Genomic DNA, 20,212 nt, shown 5'->3' on the forward strand with positions numbered 1-20,212 from the left:
GTCCGCATCACCTCCAGTACAGGCTGAGCATCGCGGTATTGGCCACCAATGAAATGAGCGCTGCGCACAGCGATTAGGCGAGGATCAAAACTGTCCATGGAGCGCTCCAGATATGAGCCGGCGAGTCGTTTACTCTGTTTCCATAGTAGAAAAAAAGCCCAGGCATTTGCTGCCGACCTTGCCATGCGATTAAGTAGTAAATGTGGTCTTGCGGCCTCTGCCTCGCGGAATCTGCCGAATGTACATCGCCCTCTTGTCAGTCCTTCATGCAGATGGGATACAGGCATCACCGCGCTGGAAATCCGGCCGCTCGTGAACACTTTTTAACGGAGACTCGCCATGTCCGACTCGCAACAATCCACCTATGGTTATCGCCCTATGACGGTTGCGGATCTACCGGCAGCCCACGCGTTGTCCGTGCAATTGAAGTGGCCCCATCGGCTGGATGACTGGGCCATGCTGCTGCGGATCAGCGATGGCTTTGTGGCGCTCGATGGCGAGCGCCTGATCGGCACCGCATTCGCATGCCCCCAGGGTGATTTCTCCACCATCGGGTTGGTGATCGTGAGCGACGCCTATCAAGGCAAGGGGATCGGACGCCAATTGATGGAACGGGCGCTTGATGCGTGCCAGCCACGCATCCCGGTTTTGAACGCAACCTTAGCCGGAGCACCGCTTTACGTGAGCCAGGGCTTCGTCGAGTTCGGTCGGATTCTGCAGCAACAAGGTCAGGCGCAAGTCCCGGCAATTACCCCATTGGCCAATGATGAAAAATGTCGCCCACTGCATGACGCCGATAAGGCGCGCGTGCTGGAACTGGCTAACGCCGGTACCGGGCTGGAGCGCAGTACCGTGATCACCGACCTGCTCGAGGTCGTCGAGCACTCGGTGGGCATTGAGCGCGATGGCCAACTGCGCGCCTTCGCCATGTTGCGCCCCTACGGCCGGGGTCGCGTTATTGGCCCGGTGGTCTGCGAGAACCTTGAACAAGCTCAACATCTGATCGGCGTGTTACTGGCCCAAGTGCCGGACACCTTCGTGCGTATCGACATTCCGGCGGATTGTGGCTTGAGCGACTGGCTGGAAACCGCCGGCCTAAAACAGGTCGATACCGTGGCGCAAATGGCCCGTGGCACACCGCCGCAAGCCAGCAACGGCGTGCGCCAGTTTGCCCTGGTCACCCAAGCCATCGCCTGATCGCTTGCCTTGATAGAACCCTCACCATCCAACACTTTTATTTGTATGGAGCGTCACCCGCATGCCCCAACCTACCGTTTTACTGTTAGCTCGAGCCGACGGCAGTCGCGTTGCCACACCTTTCAAATCGCTGCCATTGAGTGCTGCCGATCCGTTGATTGACTGTCGTCAGGTCGCCTGGTCCGGGACCGACGGCGTGTCTGCCGGCATTGTGGCAATCGGTGATGTGCTTGATATCGATGACTTCCCACACACAGAAGTGATCGTGATCCATGCCGGTCACGTCGTGCTAAAAACCGATGAGCAGACACTGCAATTGGGTATCGGCGCAAGCGCAGTGATCGGTCGCGGGACCGCGCTACAGATCGAGGCGCAGATCGGTACGCAATGGGCGTTTTGTACTATGACCACCGTAACCCCGGCACCCGGCCTGACCTTGCTGGATCCGCTGGCGATGCTGTCCCCTTCCTCCCCACCAGAACCGCAAATATTGATCGGCCCGACGCCGCAATGCCGTTCACGTAATGCCTTCGAGGATGCGGCAACCAATCTGCGCGTCGGGGTCTGGGACTCGACGCCTTACGAGCGACACGGCCGAGCGCACAAGCTCAATGAGCTGATGTACTTGATCGAAGGCAGCGTGACCCTACAGGGATCTGACGGATCAAGCGTTACAGTCAACGCCGGTGACAGCGTGTTCGTCGCGCAGGGCGCACCGTGCGCCTGGAAAAGCACAGGGTATGTGCGCAAGGTGTATGCAGTTAAATAGACACCAATGGTCAAAAAAATGCCGGGACGGAAGATTCGTTGATGAAACAACGATCGAATTCATGCTCTCGGCGGTCGATGACCTGATTTCTGAGATCAATATCTTGATCTCAGCAAACGCCAGGAAAAATCCATCGTAACGTCGGCGGGCAAGGAATCTCCAACCAGTTTGCGTTGATTATTGATACCGATGCCGAATAGAACCCAGGGCCAGTCTTGGGGTGGGGGTAAAAACACTTACTAGTAAAAAAGGGGTCGCGAGATAAAATCTCGCGACCCTTTTGAATTATATGGTCGGGACGGAGTGATTCGAACACTCGACCCCTAGCACCCCATCTCCTTTTTCATACTTCTTGAAAGATCACAGAATTTTACTCTGGATTTTTCCAAGCTAGTATTTACTTGAGCTCCAGCGGTGTTCTGCTCTACGAGCGTCCAGGAACGTCCATCAAGAGCCGACGTTTTTGTGGGGGTAAAAGTAGGGGGATCGTACATCAGTAGGGTTCACAGACCATGGCATGATGGCGATCATGCCCTAATCTTTTTGCGAGGTAGTAATGCAACTCTTCGCCGCTCAAATTAGCCCAAGGCTGTCCAGGTAAGCACTCACCTCTCCCATTCCTCGCTCCGCTACGTCCAGTAGATCATCTCGGTCTTTTCGATTCAACGGCAGCGGACCCGCGTTAGGCACCCATTTAGAGACGCTGGTTTTGGGTAAACGCCTGGATGACAGAACCATCGCCATAAGGTCGTCCCGTGCTTTTTCATCGTTGAAAACGGCCTGCAAGTTTTGGCCCTTTGGATTGTATCTCGTGCCATCTTTCATACCTGCGGCGTGAAATGAAGCTCGTCTGATAATGCACGGAACGCATTTGCCACACTGCTGATGCGTTCTCTTCCATTTCCCACAGGACACAGTATCGGTGGCCAGAGCGTTGAGTGAGACTTGATCGGAACAGCCCAGAAGCATCTCCCCCTTTGTCTTTAGCGCATACGGGTTTTTTACAACGACTGGCAAACCAACGGTGTCCAGAATTTGCTGGAACAACCCAAGAAAATGAGGATGAGTCGTTCGGGTGCTCAGCGCCCCTATGCGTCTTGGCGTCATTGGTGGATTGAGAGCGATGAGACCGTTCTCTGGAACGAATAACTCCACCGGTGTACTGGCCACTCTCAATTGCGCCAAAGTAGCAGCGACTAACGTGCCATAAGCTAGGAAGTTGAAGCTGCGTGTACGCATCTGCACATCGAGCGTGGTACCAAGCCGTGAGGTGGGGTTCGCTACGGCCGCAAATCTTGAGACTTTTACGGGAAGCTGGCTGCTCACAAGGATTTGCTTCTCCGAGTCCCCTCTGTAGGAATGACTGATCAGAATTGGCCGTCGCCCTTTACCCAACAGATCAAGTGCACCAATGCCACTGTCCATGCCTCCAGAGAACAAGCTCACACAATCATGGCCAGCAAGCACGGTGATGCGGCCACGATTTTGCGATTTTGATTGTCTAGGGCCGTCAGGCAGCAACTCGATAGTCCAGATATCACCACTTAAAAAATGAAGCGCTTTTTGAAGCAATGGGACCGCTGCATTCCAAAGATCCGGATCGGCTAGTGGAATGACCAGGCGAAGCTGTCGTGCCCATCCATCGTCTGCCTCGGCTTTATCGACAAACGTGTCTGCCGCCGTAACTGCCATCGCAATAGTGAGCAAATCGAAGCCCACGCGACTCACGGGCGCACCTAGACGTCGAACAGCGGTACGAACAGGCCCACCGATTGAACAGGTACCCTTCGCCAATGGTCGACTTCCGTACATCAGTACGGGTATGACATTCGGAGAGCGTGGTGGAAGCTGGTCAAATTCGTGATGGAAAATTAAGTCAGTCACTGTTCGTAGCTCTCCCACTCGACCCAAACTTCTTTAATCGCACTGAGCTGGATATTTTCGACTTGGGCACTCGTGAAGGACTTCAAGTTAGCCGTTAAAAGGGGGCGCATGTGCTTGTCTGTTACCGCTTCCACCAAAGAAAACAAATCCCTTTCCGCCTGCTCCACCTGCCCAGGAGACGATGCTTTAGCGAAGGCTTCATTGGAGTCCAGCACTATCTGCCCAAAAACACATTTCGTGACGTACACGAGCATCATTTGGACCAGCATTTCATCATTTATCTTCGTGAAGTCGAATTCATCATAGCCCTCCAAGCATTCCGATAGTGCTTCATTCATCGCTACGCGAACCCGATCTGAATCGCCATCTTCTGGAACGAGTGCTTGGACGATTATGTCAATCGCAACGTCCGTATCTTTCCCGTTAAGGGACGCAAGATTGAGCCCGTTTGGTGACTGGCCGTCACTCAGCGCTGCCATTGCACCAAATAGTGCGCCGCCAGCACCAGCCATCGAGCCAAATCGTATGGGGCCGACACTGCTACCACCTGTAGAGCCACTGGCATAGCTTCGTACAGCAGAGCGAAGGTAGTCGCCGTCTCCGCTGGAGACGAATTTACCCAAGGATTTACGGAAATCTTTGAACCGCTGCGGAGGAGTTTCTGGAATCGCCCCCTGGCCCGGTGTGTCTATCCACCCAGGAACAAACGGAGAGTTACCACCGGGCCCTTTACTCGAAGTCGACGTTCCCATGTCATTGCTTCTCTTTAGGCTTAAACCAGCTGACGCTTTTCACCCTGGTACTGAGCCAGGGCTTAATTTTTCCTGGCATGACGGTATGGATGAAATCGGATAACGAAGAGCCTGCATCGGATGAGCGCTCGGCCAACATAAATGCGCCATCAAAACCAGGCGCTCTGGTAGTCCAATCCACATGGGACCGCATTGACTGAATAAGCTGTGCCATAACAGCCACATGCTCGCCAGTTGGGATTGTGAGAATGGCAGCGATGGCAGATGGGGAGGATGTGTTGGACGCTCTCTTGAGAACCGCAAGCGCTTCTGTCGCAGCGGCCGATAAGCCCGCTCTCAGTACGCGTAATGGCGTGGTCTCACGACTCAAATAGACAATCGGACGAAGATCAGTGTTCGAGAGTGAAGGCTCAAGCGTCAGCCACTCTCTGATAAATTCAGCTTTTACGTTCCACGGTTCAGGGCAAGCTAGTTTGAATTTATCTGGATCCTCCAGCAGGTTTTCGAGTGTCGTCAGTATTTCCGGTTTCCCCCCTGCGGCTGCGTTGATCACCGAGTACATGTGAGCAACCGATTTGTCTTCCATGCATCGTTCAAACAGAGCGAGTTTGGCAATCAACGCCTCATCAACCGGCATGTCTCTTTGCTTGGCAACACGAGAGCGCATACGAACTACGTTCAACATCCGCTTAACGATTCGTGGATTTCCTAGGATCAGCGTTGAGTTCGCGAGCATAGACGCCATGCGATCAGCAATCGCAAATCCTTGGGCGATCTGATCTGGAACAACTGTACCAAGAAGACCTAATGCAACCTCGGTGACGATAGGTTCTTCCTTCCAGGCTGTGCGCAGATTCGCCTCAAGCCCGGCTCGTAGCTTTTCGATTTTATCCGCTGGAATCACTGCGCCGGCGGACGCGAACAACATGAACAAATAGGCTCTCACTTCTTGTACCCCAAGCCTAGGAACACGCACTGGCACCTGGATAAGCTTGTCCAAATAGTCAGTTACATGTCGGTCATCTGGGTCTTTGAAATGCTCGCTCACCGAATGTCTGACCATGTCTTCATCGGCAGCGACGACGAATGCCGTTTGCCCCATGAACAAAAACAAACGAAGGGCTTCGAGGGTTTGGATGGTCTGCTTTGGAAGGCACCGATCGAGGTTGTCTACAAATACGACCAGCGTTTTATCCAACGCAGTGAGAACGTCGGAAAATTCTGACCTAAAGGCGGCGATTTCCTTCGGTGGAGTCCGCTGCTTTTCCTCATCCAACAAACCAGTAAGGTGCCCTTTAGCCTTGCCACCAGCTTCCTTTAGCGTCGTTAACGTTTCTTCATCCGCCTCGCCCGAGAATAGTTCGCCTAAGGCCTGCACACCTTTCATGCCAAATCCAAAAGCTGGTATCCCCATGGCCATTGCGCCACCTTCGACCAGCAGACCAAGTGCACGCATTTTATTAACACGGCCCATCAGTTTCTTGGCTTTGGGGATAACCGCTGGTTTTCCTTCCGCAGCTTCAATCAATGTCGATGCGATGATTTCCATCAAGGCTGCTCGGGAATCGTCAAATCCCTGATAAAGCCATGCATCAAAACGCACCACAACGTATTTACTTGGGTCCTCGCCAGGGTTGAGGCCTTCCTCAATCAAATTCAGCAGAGTTGATTTTCCGGTGCCCCAAGAACCAAAGACACCGACCGTGACAGGCCTCATGTTCGGATCGCGAATTACGTCGACGACCAGATCAGCGACCTCTGAGTAATTCAGAAAATCTTGTTTTGTATCGACGTCAGCCCACATTTGAGCCTCCCTGCTTCACATTATTTGCGCACCTGGCAGCTTAAACGACCAGTTTCCAAGGCCGTAGGCCGTAGGCCGTAATGGATCATCATTGAACGATCCGTATCATTATCGAAAAATAGAACCCGTGCCACTATTTTGGCACTGCATTTTCTGATGCAATGCTCTGTATTCGGTGTAACCCAATAGCTCAAGGGCTGACCAGGTCGGTACACGATATATTTCATAGACATTCCGAGCGGAGCTGATGACGTTATTTGAATTTCTATGTCCTTATGTGAGGTTCTTCCACGGTGCGGCGTATAACCTGCATCAAACGTTGGATGGGTTAGGCATTTCCTCTGCCGGGTTTAGTGGCCCACCCACTCCTGCCCCTGATCGGTACATTCAAGGAAGATAAAATGAATATAAAAAAAATCGAAGTTCCACCGTACGCTTCCCTTGCAGGTGATAGATGAGTTTCGTTCTTGAGGAGTTAGGATTAGCTTATCGAAAGGCTAAAGTGGATTTATTCTATTCGTCCAGCCCCGACTTATTGGCAATAGCAGCCTACGAGGAACACCTTTTCGAAAATCTCAATGCGCTGTTGATTCTGCTCAATGGAAGCAACCTAAAGTGGGTTGAGCAGACAGCGTTTGTCGGTGGGTGGACCTTTGCCACTAAGTCTGTTACTTGGGCAGACCGCAAGGAACTTCGCGAAAAAAATGGTACTGGCCTAATTTTTTCTTCTCCAGAAGAAGATTGGGACCGCACTTGCGAGTTGCTTTCGGAAACTGAGGAATATTCAAAGCCTAATGCGGAATTCCGTTTGATGGCTCAATGCAGCATAGACTTTCATGTATTATCTGCTCTATGGTTGCTTAAAGTAGGGCATCAGTATGATGCGAAACTTTCCAAATGCGCCTACGGAAATCGATTGCGCCGCACACAAGATGGAAAAAATATAAACCCGCTATCGCTAGGTTCATTTGTTCCTTATTTGACACCTTTTCGAAACTGGCGTGACAACGGCATTTCCTCAATGCGTGCCGCCTTGGATGATGGAAAAAAAGTCGTCGCACTCACGGCTGATGTCAGTTCTTTTTACCACGAACTGAAACCTAGCTTCATGCTGGAGTCGTCCTTTCTCCATGATGTGCTCTCACTTGAGCTGACAGAAACCGAGAAAAAACTAAATCGTTTATTCATCAAAGCTCTAGAAGCATGGGCAGCGACAACTCCGCTGAAGAAAGGTTTGCCGGTTGGATTACCAGCGTCTGCTGTAGTCGCCAACATGGCTTTGATAGAGCTGGACCGGGTGATCGAACAGCAAGTCATTCCATTGTACTATGGACGATACGTTGATGATATTTTGCTCGTCATGGAAAATGGCGCCCACTTTCGGTCAACGGATGAGCTTTGGGATTGGTTATTCGAACGCTCTGACGAAAAACTTGCCTGGGATGGTAAGGGAGAGAGTAAAAGAATAATTTTTCAGCCTAGCTATTTCAAGTCGGGAAAAAACAAAAGTCAGATATGTTTTGCCAATGCAAAGAATAAAGTCTTTATGTTGAATGGCGATACGGGCAAAACGTTCATAGACGCTATTGCTCATCAAATTAGCGAACGCGCAAGCGAATGGCGTGCAATGCCACGCTTACCTCGTTGGGCTGAACACGTTGGAACCGATCTTTTAGCAGCAACACAAAGCGATGGTGAGACGGCTGACAACTTGCGAAAGACGGATGCATTAACAATGCGCCGCGCGGGTTTTGCCATCAAATTACGTGATTTTGAAGCGTATGAACGTGACTTACCTCCTGAAGCTTGGAAAGCGCACCGGCATGCATTCTTTCGCGCGTTTACCCAGCACGTCCTGGTGCTGCCACAATTTTTTGAGTTATCGATTTATCTACCTCGCGTGATACAGCTCGCAACCTCATGCGAGGATTTTCGGGAGCTTCGAAAAATCATTACTGCGCTTGACAAATTGTGTATGAAGGTGAAGCTAAACTGCTCAGTGAGCGTGAAGGCGTGGCCTGACGAAGGACCGGTCGATGACGAGAACGTTCTTGCGCTTTGGGAAGGACACTTACTAAAAACCGTACTTGAAAGCATCATGTCCGCATTTCCGCCTTTTCTCTCCAAGAATGGCAAGCGGGAATGGAAAGAACATATGGCCGACTATCGACCAAGCGATCTTGGCGTAAAATGGCCCTGGTCTACCAAAGCCTTCCAGCGAGCCCAAGCTAGACTCTTTTCTTTTGATTTGGCCCACATGCCATTCCGCTTTATTGGCTTGCCAGAAGAAATGGTCGCGCAGCGGGGTATCCCTGATCGTCGATCAGGTGCAATTCACGATGAATCGGCTCAAATGCTTCCCCACAGCGTATTACGTGGAGCAACATTCCTCGCAGAATGGAGCAATCTCGAAGGCCTACCCCGGGGCCTTCTTTTCGCCACACGACCTTTCAACCTCCCCGAGCTTTTCGTACTCAGCAAAAATGTCTACTCCAAGGATCATGAGGAGGAAATACGCGCAGTGGTTCTAGCTCTGAGAGGTTTCACGCTAAACGACAAAATGCCGTTTATGGATCGACGAGGAGTTCTACAAATTCCCGATGGGACGCCCCCATCAGATTACCGCATTGCCGTATCCAGCTGGCAGACTCGACTGGAAAGTTGGACAGCATCGGTAGCGCAGCAGCCTGACCCTGACATTCAAAAAAGGTACGCTAGGCTGAATCACTTGCTAGACGGCGTGATTTCAAACCCTGAGAAGAGTCGTTATCTAATCCTGCCTGAATTGGCGTTGCCAGCCCTATGGTTCGTTCGCATCGCGCGGAAGTTACACGGTCGTGGTATCTCTTTGATTTCTGGGGTCGAATACCTTCATGCCAAACATGCGAAGGTTCACAACCAGGTTTGGGTAGCTCTTTCTCACGACGGGCTGGGGTTCCCCTCAACGATGATCTACCGACAGGACAAGCAACGACCCGCGTTGCATGAAGAACAGGAATTACGCCGCATAGCGGGCGTGGAATTAAAGCCAGAAAAACCTTGGAAAAAGCCACCAATTATTCAACATGGAGAGTTCCGCTTCGCTTTATTGGTATGCAGCGAACTTACAAATATCGGCTATCGAAGTGCGCTTAGAGGAAAGGTAGATGCGCTGTTTGTTCCTGAGTGGAATCAAGACACAGAGACATTTAATGCGTTAGTGGAATCTGCCGCGTTAGACATTCACGCTTATGTTATCCAGTGCAACGACCGACAATACGGTGATAGTCGTATCCGCGCTCCTTACAAGGATAGCTGGAAACGAGACGTTCTTAAGGTCAAAGGTGGGATCACAGATTATTGTGTCATTGGAGAAATCGACATTCAGGCATTACGGCGATTTCAGAGCAGCCACCGCTCACCTGCGGGTCCATTTAAACCAGTTCCAGACGGTTTTAAAATTTCTAAGACTCGTAAAATTTTACCGAAGTGATCATCATAATTTATCAGTTATGAATGGTCTGCTACTCGCAGGAGTTCCAAACGTAAAAGGCCGCTAACGAAGCGGCCTTTTTATGTCTGCTAGGCTCAGCTGTTAGACAAGGTTTCGCAAAGCTTCAATCCCTTTTCCGTCACCACAGCCCCCGAAAATTTATAGCCATCCTCTATATCGAACAGCAGATAGCTCTGCGACGCCAACCACCGAACAATATCTGCAAAAAAACTGCTCATCTTCTGTCAATTGACCAGACGCCTGATTTTCAACCTCAGAGTATGGAGCGACTTGCACCCTTCATTGACCTTGTAGCTCACAGCCGTCCAACTCGCGAGGCACTGAGTAATCTCCTGCAGCCCTTCCCGGAGCCACATCGTGCACGGATCATAGACCACTCCAACGCCATAGGCCTCTATACCTTCGTATCTGCCGTTAACACCGGCCACACGCCAGCCGGACGAACCGTAACACTCCTTCCTTCAAAAGCGCATCGCGACTACGGTTATCAAGCATGCTGTTTTGGCCGCAGGAACGTTAGGATTTTCGAGGCATAGGTCAGTCCACAGGCACGGATTTGCAGCGCTGCTGTAATCGCAATTGCTCATTCTGAATCGCTGACATCGACGACGACAGCGTTGAAGACATCTTGCAGGCGAACATTGTCGAGGCCGGCCTCGAGACGCCTTCGTTGGATCGTTCTTGCCGTCTCCCTATGCCAATAAAGAACGGATGTAATCCGCGGGGTATCAACACCGGACCACTCGTTGCAAGCCAGACGCCACTATCCTCAAGCTAAATGATCCAAGGAAATGCGGCGTAGTAGTCACCTGAGCCAGAGACGTGCCACGTGAGGGCATCGAAACTAGGCAATTCTCGACTACCTTCACCACTCAAGTACGCGCAGCCTAGACGACTCCTAGTTGAACTGTGGCTACGGATCGATTGCTCCCTGACTTAATGGCGGACCATAGGATCCAAGTGACCACCGAATCCTACTGCCCCAGCGTTTCACAGCGACGGGCTATCCGTGTGGCTCTAACTCCCCAGACACCGAAATCGCTCTAACAGTCCTTCGATTTCTGCTGAGAGCCAGCCGTTTTTGTGGGGGTAAAAACACTTGAAAACAAAAAAGGGTCGCGAGATAAAATCTCGCAACCCCTTGAATTATATGGTCGGGACGGAGTGATTCGAACACTCTACCCCTAGCACCCCATAAAGGTAAACCATAATCCAAGCCAGTCTAAATAAATCCAAGAACAAGGCTTAAAGCACTGTATTTGCTAGATCAATACAGTTTACACAGTCCAATAGCTTCCGATAGCATTCTACTAAAGCCAGCGAGAAACGGTGACCCAACGGTGACCAATTGAAATCTGGCCTTTCTGGGGAAGCGAAAGTGGCGACAATCACCGACAAACAGATGAGCGCAAAACCTGCCAAAGCTACCTGGCTGATCGAGGATGCTCCTCGCGGCTGCGGCCGATTCATGGCGCGCATTCGCCCAAATGGCGAGCGTTTGTTTTATTTCAGATACACCGACACCAACGGCGGGCGAGTATTTCTGCCCGTCGGCACATATGACGCAACTGGCACAGACGGCCTTACCCTCAAGGAAGCACGTACTAAAGCTGGAGAGTGGTCACGCATCTACCAGAGTGGAACTCATAATCTTCGCGAGCACCTGGAGTCAGAGGAAGTTGCCCGCATCGCAGCCCGAGATGCCGAGTTGGCACGGCTCTCCGCCGAGAAAACAGCAGCCGAAGCAGAGAAAGCTCGCAGGGCCGCACGCAAAACTGTTGCCGACTTATTCGAGCACTGGGCTAAGGTTGATCTCATCAACCGCAAGGACAAGGGGGCAGAGGCTCGCCGGATGTTTGAAAAGGACGTTCTGCCCTTCTTGGGCGACTTGGCAGTCGCTGACGTGAAAAAGGGCCATATCACCGAGGTGACTGATGCCCTCCTCGCTCGCGGTGTAAACCGTATGGCCAAGATGGTTTTTTCGCTTATGCGCCAGATGTTCCGCTTTGCCGTAGATCGCGACCTGATCGAGCACGATCCCAGCGCTAGTATTCGCAAAGCTAAGATTGGTGGTAAGGATGTTGAACGCGACCGAGTATTAAGTGATGACGAGATCCGCAGCCTCGCCAAGAAAGCCCCAGATGCCGGGCTACTGAAGACGACCGAAGCAGCCATCTGGATTGCACTATCTACCTGCTGTCGCATCGGCGAGCTGTTAACCAGCAGATGGGAGCATATCGATCTTGAGCAACATACTTGGTTGATTCCTGCCGAGAACAGCAAGAACGGCAAACCACATACTGTCACTCTCTCCGAATTTGCCATCCGACAGTTCAAACGAGTACAAGAAATCAACGGCACATCATCTTGGTGCTACCCAAATACCGACAACAGCGCCGCTGTGTGCCCAAAAACAGTGACCAAGCAGCTGGGAGATCGTCAGCGCCAACCTGAGCAAGGCACCATGAGCCGCCGTAGCGCTAAAGCACAAGCCCTACTGCTACCTGGTGGCAAGTGGACACCGCACGATCTAAGGCGCACTGGCGCCACAATCATGACCGCATTGGGCATACTACCCGAAGTAGCGGAAAGATGCCTGAATCATACAGAAGAGAACAAGGTGAAACGCACTTATCAACGCCACAGCTACACTAAGGAAATGGCCGAAGCGTGGGAATTACTCGGCAAGCGGTTAAACATTCTAATCTGCCAAAACCCAGACAGGATCGTTTCAACCACCTGAACCCGATAAATCTAGACTCCTGAACAACAATCTAGCCCCCCTTATGGGTCACGGGTCACCCCAAGTCAGCGAAAAATCCATGAATAAAGATTACGAATCGGAAAACAAAGAACCCCACGACCTTTACGAAGAGTTTGAGAAAAGCGTGTTTTCAATATTTGAAAACATGAGCATTGATAACACCTTAATACAAATCACGGAAAGCCTTCAAACAACACAAGACTCGGTAATCGGAAAATTTGAAATACGCGACACACTTGAGCTCTACAGGCGAGAAATCAAAAGCAAAAAAGTCAATAAAGAGTCCATTGCGGAACTCTACTTTTCCCTGATAATGAAGAGCAAAAACAAAGAGGAGCGAGCACAAAAAACGTTTCTCCTTGCTTGCATATATACGTCCCTCGCACAAATAGCATTTTGGGATAACAGTATGATCACAGCTTGGCGCGCAATATCAAAAGCACAGTATTTCCTCGGACTTTTATCAGGACTTAGCGACCCCTTCGCACAAGCATTAGCCGAGCGCGCCAGCAAGGGAGGAAAGAAGGCATCAGATAATGCTAAATACGCAAAAAAAAGGATCATAGATCTTCTAATAGAAGAGAGGCCACGGGGCGGCTGGCACACCCCCAAAAATACTGCCTATGCTTTAGCGGATCCTCTATTGAAAATAATTGAAAAAGAGAACCTTACACTACCAAAAAACAGGGAAGACCTAATCCAACACTTATTAAATCTTATACTCGATGACAAAGACGCAAAATATGCCTACAACAGCTCGCTTAGTCCAGCACAATAGCCAGGCCTAGGAGTTTACGGGATCCCCAGAGACCCACCATCAATTTTTGGCAGGGGACACCCTTCAATCCAAACCAAGTAATTCGCTTATTTTTTATAGCCACACTCATCACAACAATGATTTGTTTGGCTGCATAATTACCAGCTGTGCGTAACCATCAGGGGGAAGCGACGGCATTAGGTCAACGTATACAGTTTTACCAATTTTCATGAACGAGATTACCCCTTGGAGACGAAGAGCATCCAAAGCACGGCTTAGGCGATCATCCCCCCTTAGTTTGTTAATGACGTACTGGCGGATATGGTTTTTTCTGATGTAGCGACCTTTACCAACTCGATAATTTTGCAACCAATTATTTAGCTCAAATGCATCGACCTGTTCTACAGGTTGCGGCATAAACAGCTTTATAAACTCATCTGAATACCAATGACATACGTCAACAGCCGAATTAAGCGTACTTATCGAAATATCACCTTCACTCCCTTCAAAAAAATGAAATAACGCGGCCACCCTAGCGATATTATCCGCCAACTTCGAGGCATGGTCCCCTGCACCAGAAAAATACCCATCCTGCCGAATTTCCGACTCAATAGCATTGAAAATCTCCAACCATCTTTCGCTGGCTTCTGATGAAAAATAAATTACTTGCTTTTCCCGATCAGGATTTTCCAGCAAGGCAATATTCTTCTGAAGTATTTCAACTAGACGAGCAGAAAATTTATCTCGATACTCCCAAGACATAGTACCATTCTCGATGAATCGAGTCCCCTGCGTCGACCGCGGGTTACATACTAAAAATCTGGCCCATAATCCGGAGCCGCGAGACACCTCACCACGACGATCCATATAGTCTTTGAAGGCACTCTCTTGTGCCATTATTGATACAGTCAGACGCGCTCCATTGATCTCATAACTCTCGGCTGACGCACGATCAACGGTGATCGAGTCACCGCTCCAGATAGCATTCTGTTTTGATAAATCATTCAATGCCCGCCCACTTAAAACTCCGCCGCCTTCGCTAGAAATCAACCCAGCGGTTGGTAGACTCTTATTCAGCCCAGAAAATAGGGCTTCAGAAGTTGAATCATCGTAAAGTAGTTTGAATTTTTTGGGCTTGGCAGGCCTATGGTTCTCGTGATCAAATAAACGCTGCTCTTCTTCCTCTGACAGCACTCCGCTACTTGTCATTTTGCTTATTGATTTTAGTATAGCCTTCTTTTTTGTTTCCCATACATGATGGCGTGCGACCCATTCGCTAAGAGCGTTCTGATAAATAATATTTTGCTCTTTCTGAAACGTGCGAATTGGACCAAGAAAGACATTCTCCGCTGTTGATTTACGCTCTCCGGAGTTCGCAATTGAAAGCAGCATGAGTGAAGTTGGCACACGCTGGCCTGTCGGTTTGCAAACATCAACCAGCCCCTGTGATGCAACGGCAATCGCAGCCAGTGCGCCCGAGAAAATGAGTGGCATCGGAGCTTTAACATTGTTCTGGGCCTCGTTGACTGCCGCCTGCAGCAGGGGCAGCGGCATATACCCAGGGAATGGTACTCCTTGCAGAGGCATATTGATGTTGAATGAGTTAAAGAAGCTCATTGCCCCTCCCTCACTGCGATCTCTTCAACAACAGCGAGGGGCCCTTGACTAAGTCGGCTTTCAACATCTCTGATATTTCCCCAGCCAATAGCCACTCTGGAATCAATCCAATGACAAATATCAGACTCAATCCATCCAACAGCTGAACCACCCAATTTTATTGGCTTTGGAAATGTGCTGTCGTACCGAGGTGACCTTGGGCTCATTCGATCATAGATGGTTGACCGCCCCAACCCCAGACGCTCTTGCACCTGTCTCAACCGCAGCACCCGTACGATTGGCTTACCATTTTGTTCTACATTCATTGCCTTGCCCTTCCCGGTTCCAGTTTCGATGGGAGGCAATTTAAGCGGGTAAGACCTCATTGTCGCGTGGGCTACTTAATGTATTTTTTTACACCAAAGAGGCGTTTTCGGCCTGCAGTGGCCGCTCGACGCAGACAACTTGCAGCTGGAATTTCATCTGCGTGAATGCTCCATGCTGACGCACAAAACCGCTATTCCTGCTACTAATAGCGAAAATAGCAGCACATTCCTCGATATTCTTAAACATTTTCAGCCCAGCATCACCAGTACCTCCAAGGCCGGCATCACACTCTGTGCGCTTTCTTGTCCCGATCTGGCCAGCAGCGTCAGTTCCTGCACCATCGGCGCACAGCTGGCTGATTGAGTGGCTCGACACTTTCTCGCTAATAATCCCCTACTCCTGCCTCAACAAGTGCGCCGAGTCTAATCAGGTGCGCCCTCCCTCCTCTTTCCTTATCACGGCCGCGCCAAGCGCAGAACTTATGCCCAGATGCAAGAATGAGACACTGATTGCACCGAGGGAAATGTAGTAGTCGAAAACTGAGCCCCGTCCCATAAACGTCATTTCCGAATAGTTGCCAATCCTCTCTATTGAAATCCCATTCAAAAAAATTTCAAACATACATCACCCTAATGAACGCTCAACGATGGGCGAGTCATTAAGTATTTCTGCGTGATACGTGGACTCAACAAATAGAGAGGAATCCTAATATGTATACCCCGTGCCCAAGCTGTAACTCTGGACGCGTCGTCACAAAAAATATTGGCAAACAAGCAGGTGGATTGATTGGTGCCGCAGGCGGTGCGGCCAGTGGTGCCGTCGGAGCCCTGTCGGGCGCAGAAGTTGGCGCGGTGCTGGGCGTGGTCGGAGGGCCAGTAGGGATCGCTATTGGCAGTATTGCTGGCGCTCTTCTCGGTGGACTATTTGGCGGAGTTGCTGGCGGGATAGCCGGGTCCACGCTGGGCTCACAAATGGATGACAAGATGCTGAATAACTACCAGTGCCTGCATTGTGGTTACAGCTTCAGCGTCAACCGTTAAGCCGTTGTGAACAGGCGTCGCTTGTTGATGAAACGACGCTCTTTTCCATTCATTCGCAAGGAATCATTCCCATGGCTCACCTCGTTGAACAAATGGCTTACGTTGGCGCAACGCCCTGGCACGGCCTGGGCAGTCGCCTCTCCCCCAAACAACCCTTAGAAATCTGGCAGCGGGAAGCCGGGATGGACTGGCAGATCCAGAACAGCCCGGTCCACTTCAAGGCGGATGCCATCGGGCACCTGGGAAGTATTCATACCTTCCCTGAACAGAAGGTACTCTACCGCTCCGACACCAAGGCTCCGTTGTCTGTGGTCTCCAACCGATACCAAATCGTACAACCGCGTGAAGTCCTGGAGTTCTATCGCGACCTGACCGAAGTTTCCGGCTACGAGCTGGAAACTGCCGGGGTATTGAAAGGTGGTCGCAAGTTCTGGGCATTGGCCCGTACTGGCCAATCCACTGCTTTGAAAGGCAACGATCAGGTCAATGGCTACCTGCTGCTGGCCACCTCCTGTGACGGCACCTTGGCCACCACCGCAACCCCCACCACGGTGCGGGTGGTCTGCAATAACACGTTGACCATCGCTCTTGATGGTACGGCCCGGGCAATCAAAGTGCCGCACAACACCCGCTTTGATCCGCAAGTGGTGAAGAAGCAGTTAGGTATCGCCGTCTCGCAATGGGACGACTTCATGCACCGAATGCGAATGCTGTCTGAACGCAAGGTTCAATGGCATGAGGCCTTGGGTTTTTTCATGACCGTATTGTGTGATGCCAGCCCCAACAGTCCGCTACCAGCAGTACTTCCTAACGAGCGGGCGCTGCGCAAGGTGCAGAGCCTGTATGAAGGTCAGGGGCGCGGATCAACACTGGTGTCGGCTCAAGGAACTGCCTGGGGCTTGCTCAATGCTGTGACCGAGTACGTCGATCATGAGCGGCGCGCCCGAAGTACTGAATACCGCATGGACTCGGCCTGGTTTGGCCAAGGTGCTGTCATCAAACAACGCGCCCTGCAGGCCGCACTGGAACTCGCCGCTTAGTCCCACTTACTCAACTGTTAAAGCGCCTGGTTAGCTTCTGCTGGCCGGGCGTTTTTATACCGCACAGGAAAACATCATGGGCACGCAAACTCTGCAAAAACCCAGCAGCAAACCCCGTCCGGCGTTGCGCCTGGTGGGCACCAAACAACTGCCGCGTGAGGACTGGCTGGCGGTACGTAAACGTGGAATCGGCAGTTCTGATGCAGCCGCTGCCGTCGGGCTTAACCCGTACAAATCCCAGCTGGAACTGTGGATGGAGAAAACCGGGCGTGATACCTCACTGCCCAAGCTCGATCCGCAGGATGAGGAAAGCCCGGCTTATTGGGGCAACATTTTGGAGCCTATCGTGGCGGCGCATTACACTCGGCGCAGTGGTCATCGGGTGCGGCGAGTCAATGCCGTACTGCAACACCCAGACCCGCAACTGAGCTGGATGCTGGCCAACATCGACCGTGAGGTGATCGGTGCGTCAGAAGTGCAGATCCTCGAATGCAAAACGGCCGGTATCAATGGGGCTCGCCTCTGGAAGGAGGGTGTGCCCGATTATGTGCAGTTGCAAGTCATGCACCAGCTCGCCGTCACCGGCAAGCAGGCCGCTGATGTGGCGGTACTGCTCGGTGGTCAGCACCTGGAAATCCATCGCATCGAACGGGACGAGTCACTGATTGCTCGGCTGATCGACTTGGAGCGGCTGTTCTGGGATTACGTCGTCAATGATACCCCGCCGCCGGCCGATGGTTCGGCCTCGGCGGAGCAGGCGTTGCGCTGTCTGTATCCACAGGACAGTGGGCAAAGCCTGGACTTCAGCCAGGACACGCTGCTCTGTACGACCTTTACCGAACTGCTGAACGTGCGCGAATCGATTGCTCTGCAGGAGAAGCAGGAAGCTCATCTCAAGCAAACGTTGCAACAGGCCATGGGCGATGCCAGTCGGGCGACCTTCACAACCGGCAGCATCACTTGGAAGAAAGCCAAAGACAGCGTGGCCCTGGATATCCCCCGTTTGCTTAAAGAAAAGCCCTATCTGCAAGTGCGCTACTCGACCACCAAAACCGGCAGTCGACGTTTTCTGCTGGCCTGAACGTTCGTTCGCTCCTCCCTTATCCCCATGCCCTTTCTCTCCAGCGCCACCCTGGCCGTTTGCGCGGTCTCGGTGGCGTTTTTATTTCAGATACAGGAGAACTCCCATGCTCAAAGGTTTAGCCATCACTCCCCCGATTTTAGGGCGCATTTCCATCGGCAAGGTCGTCGAAAAAAACGGCAAGCGTCTGCCGGAGAAAGACGATCAGTTCACTCTAACCTCTCAGGTACAGAGCCGGGACGGTTGGTTGTTGCACCCGCTCAATGAGGAACTGCGTAATGGCCAGGATGGCAAACTGCGCAGTATTCCGATCCGCTTACTGTTCAACGAGCCTTACCTCAACTTTCGGGCGGATTACAGCCTGTTCGACCGTGCTACCGGACGACCGCTGTGCGTCGGCAACGGTGAGACCTGCAAGCGTTTGACCAAGGACGGCATCCAGTCGCTGCCCTGCCCTTCGCCCGATGGCTGTCCACTGGCCCAGGGCAACGCCTGCAAGCCTTACGGCCGGCTGAACGTGGTGATTGGCGATGACGATCCGCTGGGCAGTTTTGTCTTTCGCACCACGGGCTACAACAGCATCCGCACCCTGGCAGCGCGTCTGCATTACCTGCAAGCCATCTCCGGCGATCGACTGGCCTGTCTGCCGCTGGAGTTGCGTCTGCGCGGTAAATCCACTCGGCAAAGCCATACCACGCCGATCTTCTACGTGGACATCACCGTACGCGGTGGGCTGAGTCTAGAAGACGCCTTGCTGGACGCCAAGCAACTGGAGGAAACCCGGCAAGCCGCGGGCTTTGACCAGAGCGCCTTGGATCACGCGGCCCGGCTGGGTTTTAAAAACGGAGCCTTTGAAGACAGCGAGGAGGACATCGGTTCCGTCGTCGAGGAGCTCTTCCCTGCCGTTGAAGATCAGCCCAGCCATGTAGAACCCCAAGCCCAACGGGCAGCGCCTGCCAAATCCTCAGTCGCGCAAAAGTTGGAGTCGTAAGTCACGCGGCACAACAGCAAGCCCACCGTCCAGTAACCGCGTTTCTCAACCCCTCCGTTCTTACGCATTCGTACAGGAATATCCGCATGAAATATCGCAAGCTCATAGCCGGTGAAACGACCGGTACCTATGTCATGGAATCACCGGTCACTGAGGCCGACATCCTGCAGATAACGCAACAATTGGCGATGAGTCGTCTGTCTAAAGGCCGGGCCTTGACTGAGCCAAAGCAGGTTTTTAGCCACCTGCAAACACTACTGCAGTACCACGAGTACGAAGTATTTGCTCTGCTGCTGCTCGACAGCAAGCATCGAGTTATTGCCTTCAGGGAGATATTTAGCGGCACGCTAGATGCAGCCAGCGTTTACCCACGCGAAGTAGTCAAGATTGCGCTGGAACACAATGCAGCAGCCGCGATTCTGGTACATAACCATCCGTCCGGCGATCCTGAACCCAGCCAAGCCGATCGCAGACTAACCATAGCGCTCAAAAACGCCCTCAGCATGATTGGCACCCAGACGTTGGATCACATAGTTGTAGGTCATGAAGGCTGCATATCATTGGCTGAACGAGGTTACCTTTAATTTCTATGTTCGCACCGTTTCGATGACCGCCCTTGGCGTTGCCAGGGTGGTCATCGAAACGGTGTCCTTTTACTTATTTTTTTGTCGTGAGTGGCTACACGACTTGAGTACGCAGATCTTTTAGACGGTTTTC

General features: G+C 51.7%; 16 protein-coding genes. 11 read left to right on the forward strand and 5 right to left on the reverse strand.

Annotated features, from left to right (window positions below; all coding sequences use genetic code 11):
* Window positions 1-339: 339 nt before the first annotated feature.
* Both QRN31_RS16350 and QRN31_RS16355 read left to right on the forward strand, forming a co-directional pair.
* A complete protein-coding gene (locus tag QRN31_RS16350; RefSeq protein ID WP_285433101.1) occupies window positions 340-1,197 on the forward strand; it encodes a GNAT family N-acetyltransferase in 858 nt (285 codons plus the stop codon).
* Between the two features lie 61 nt (window positions 1,198-1,258).
* Entirely contained in the window at window positions 1,259-1,966 is a 708-nt protein-coding gene (locus tag QRN31_RS16355; RefSeq protein WP_285433102.1) for a cupin domain-containing protein, read from the forward strand.
* 573 nt (window positions 1,967-2,539) lie between these two features.
* On the opposite strand, the gene qatC is transcribed toward QRN31_RS16355, so the two are convergent.
* From qatC to QRN31_RS16370, 3 genes are read right to left on the reverse strand one after another with little or no spacing between them, the layout of a single operon-like run.
* The gene (gene qatC / locus QRN31_RS16360; RefSeq protein ID WP_350310387.1) at window positions 2,540-3,868 is read right to left on the reverse strand and encodes a Qat anti-phage system QueC-like protein QatC; all 1,329 of its coding nucleotides are present in this window, start codon (window positions 3,866-3,868) and stop codon (window positions 2,540-2,542) included.
* On the reverse strand, window positions 3,847-4,602 hold the full coding sequence (locus QRN31_RS16365; RefSeq protein WP_285433104.1) for a Qat anti-phage system associated protein QatB: 756 nt from the start codon (window positions 4,600-4,602) through the stop codon (window positions 3,847-3,849). The genes qatC and QRN31_RS16365 overlap by 22 nt, the downstream gene beginning before the upstream one ends.
* A 1-nt stretch (window position 4,603) precedes the next feature.
* A complete protein-coding gene (locus tag QRN31_RS16370) occupies window positions 4,604-6,406 on the reverse strand; it encodes a KAP family P-loop NTPase fold protein (protein WP_110624696.1) in 1,803 nt (600 codons plus the stop codon).
* Window positions 6,407-6,860: 454 nt separating this feature from the next.
* On the opposite strand from QRN31_RS16370, the gene QRN31_RS16375 reads away from it, so the two are divergent.
* The 3 genes from QRN31_RS16375 to QRN31_RS16385 all read left to right on the forward strand — a co-directional run bounded on the left by QRN31_RS16375 (window position 6,861) and on the right by QRN31_RS16385 (window position 13,441).
* Window positions 6,861-9,878: an RNA-directed DNA polymerase gene (locus tag QRN31_RS16375; protein ID WP_285433105.1), complete on the forward strand. Its 3,018-nt coding sequence runs from the start codon at window positions 6,861-6,863 to the stop codon at window positions 9,876-9,878.
* A gap of 1,399 nt (window positions 9,879-11,277) precedes the next feature.
* The gene (locus tag QRN31_RS16380) at window positions 11,278-12,642 is read left to right on the forward strand and encodes a site-specific integrase (RefSeq protein ID WP_285433106.1); all 1,365 of its coding nucleotides are present in this window, start codon (window positions 11,278-11,280) and stop codon (window positions 12,640-12,642) included.
* Between the two features lie 79 nt (window positions 12,643-12,721).
* On the forward strand, window positions 12,722-13,441 hold the full coding sequence (locus QRN31_RS16385) for a hypothetical protein (protein ID WP_285433107.1): 720 nt from the start codon (window positions 12,722-12,724) through the stop codon (window positions 13,439-13,441).
* 108 nt (window positions 13,442-13,549) lie between these two features.
* On the opposite strand, the gene QRN31_RS16390 is transcribed toward QRN31_RS16385, so the two are convergent.
* Both QRN31_RS16390 and QRN31_RS31445 read right to left on the reverse strand, forming a co-directional pair.
* The gene (locus QRN31_RS16390) at window positions 13,550-15,037 is read right to left on the reverse strand and encodes a YfjI family protein (RefSeq protein WP_285433108.1); all 1,488 of its coding nucleotides are present in this window, start codon (window positions 15,035-15,037) and stop codon (window positions 13,550-13,552) included.
* A complete protein-coding gene (locus tag QRN31_RS31445; protein ID WP_350310388.1) occupies window positions 15,034-15,402 on the reverse strand; it encodes a helix-turn-helix transcriptional regulator in 369 nt (122 codons plus the stop codon). Before QRN31_RS31445 ends, QRN31_RS16390 begins: the two co-directional genes overlap by 4 nt.
* Before the next feature lie 112 nt (window positions 15,403-15,514).
* Between QRN31_RS31445 and QRN31_RS16400 the strand changes: the two genes are divergently transcribed.
* The 6 genes from QRN31_RS16400 (at window position 15,515) to radC (ending at window position 20,079) form a co-directional block, all read left to right on the forward strand.
* Window positions 15,515-15,706 (forward strand): hypothetical protein, encoded by a 192-nt coding sequence (locus QRN31_RS16400; RefSeq protein ID WP_285433109.1) that lies wholly within the window; start codon window positions 15,515-15,517, stop codon window positions 15,704-15,706.
* 347 nt (window positions 15,707-16,053) lie between these two features.
* On the forward strand, window positions 16,054-16,383 hold the full coding sequence (locus tag QRN31_RS16405; protein ID WP_285433111.1) for a hypothetical protein: 330 nt from the start codon (window positions 16,054-16,056) through the stop codon (window positions 16,381-16,383).
* A 71-nt stretch (window positions 16,384-16,454) separates the two neighbouring features.
* Complete coding sequence (locus tag QRN31_RS16410) at window positions 16,455-17,423, forward strand: DUF932 domain-containing protein (protein ID WP_285433113.1); 969 nt, start codon at window positions 16,455-16,457, stop codon at window positions 17,421-17,423.
* 76 nt (window positions 17,424-17,499) lie between these two features.
* Window positions 17,500-18,504, forward strand: coding sequence for a YqaJ viral recombinase family nuclease (locus tag QRN31_RS16415; RefSeq protein WP_285433114.1), 1,005 nt, complete (start codon window positions 17,500-17,502; stop codon window positions 18,502-18,504).
* Between the two features lie 106 nt (window positions 18,505-18,610).
* On the forward strand, window positions 18,611-19,495 hold the full coding sequence (locus tag QRN31_RS16420) for a recombination directionality factor (protein ID WP_285433115.1): 885 nt from the start codon (window positions 18,611-18,613) through the stop codon (window positions 19,493-19,495).
* Between the two features lie 86 nt (window positions 19,496-19,581).
* Window positions 19,582-20,079: a RadC family protein gene (gene radC, locus QRN31_RS16425; protein ID WP_285433117.1), complete on the forward strand. Its 498-nt coding sequence runs from the start codon at window positions 19,582-19,584 to the stop codon at window positions 20,077-20,079.
* Window positions 20,080-20,212 lie beyond the last annotated feature (133 nt).

Origin of the sequence: Pseudomonas sp. fls2-241-R2A-110 (assembly GCF_030209165.1) — a bacterium.
In the GTDB taxonomy this organism is placed as follows: Bacteria; Pseudomonadota; Gammaproteobacteria; order Pseudomonadales; family Pseudomonadaceae; genus Aquipseudomonas.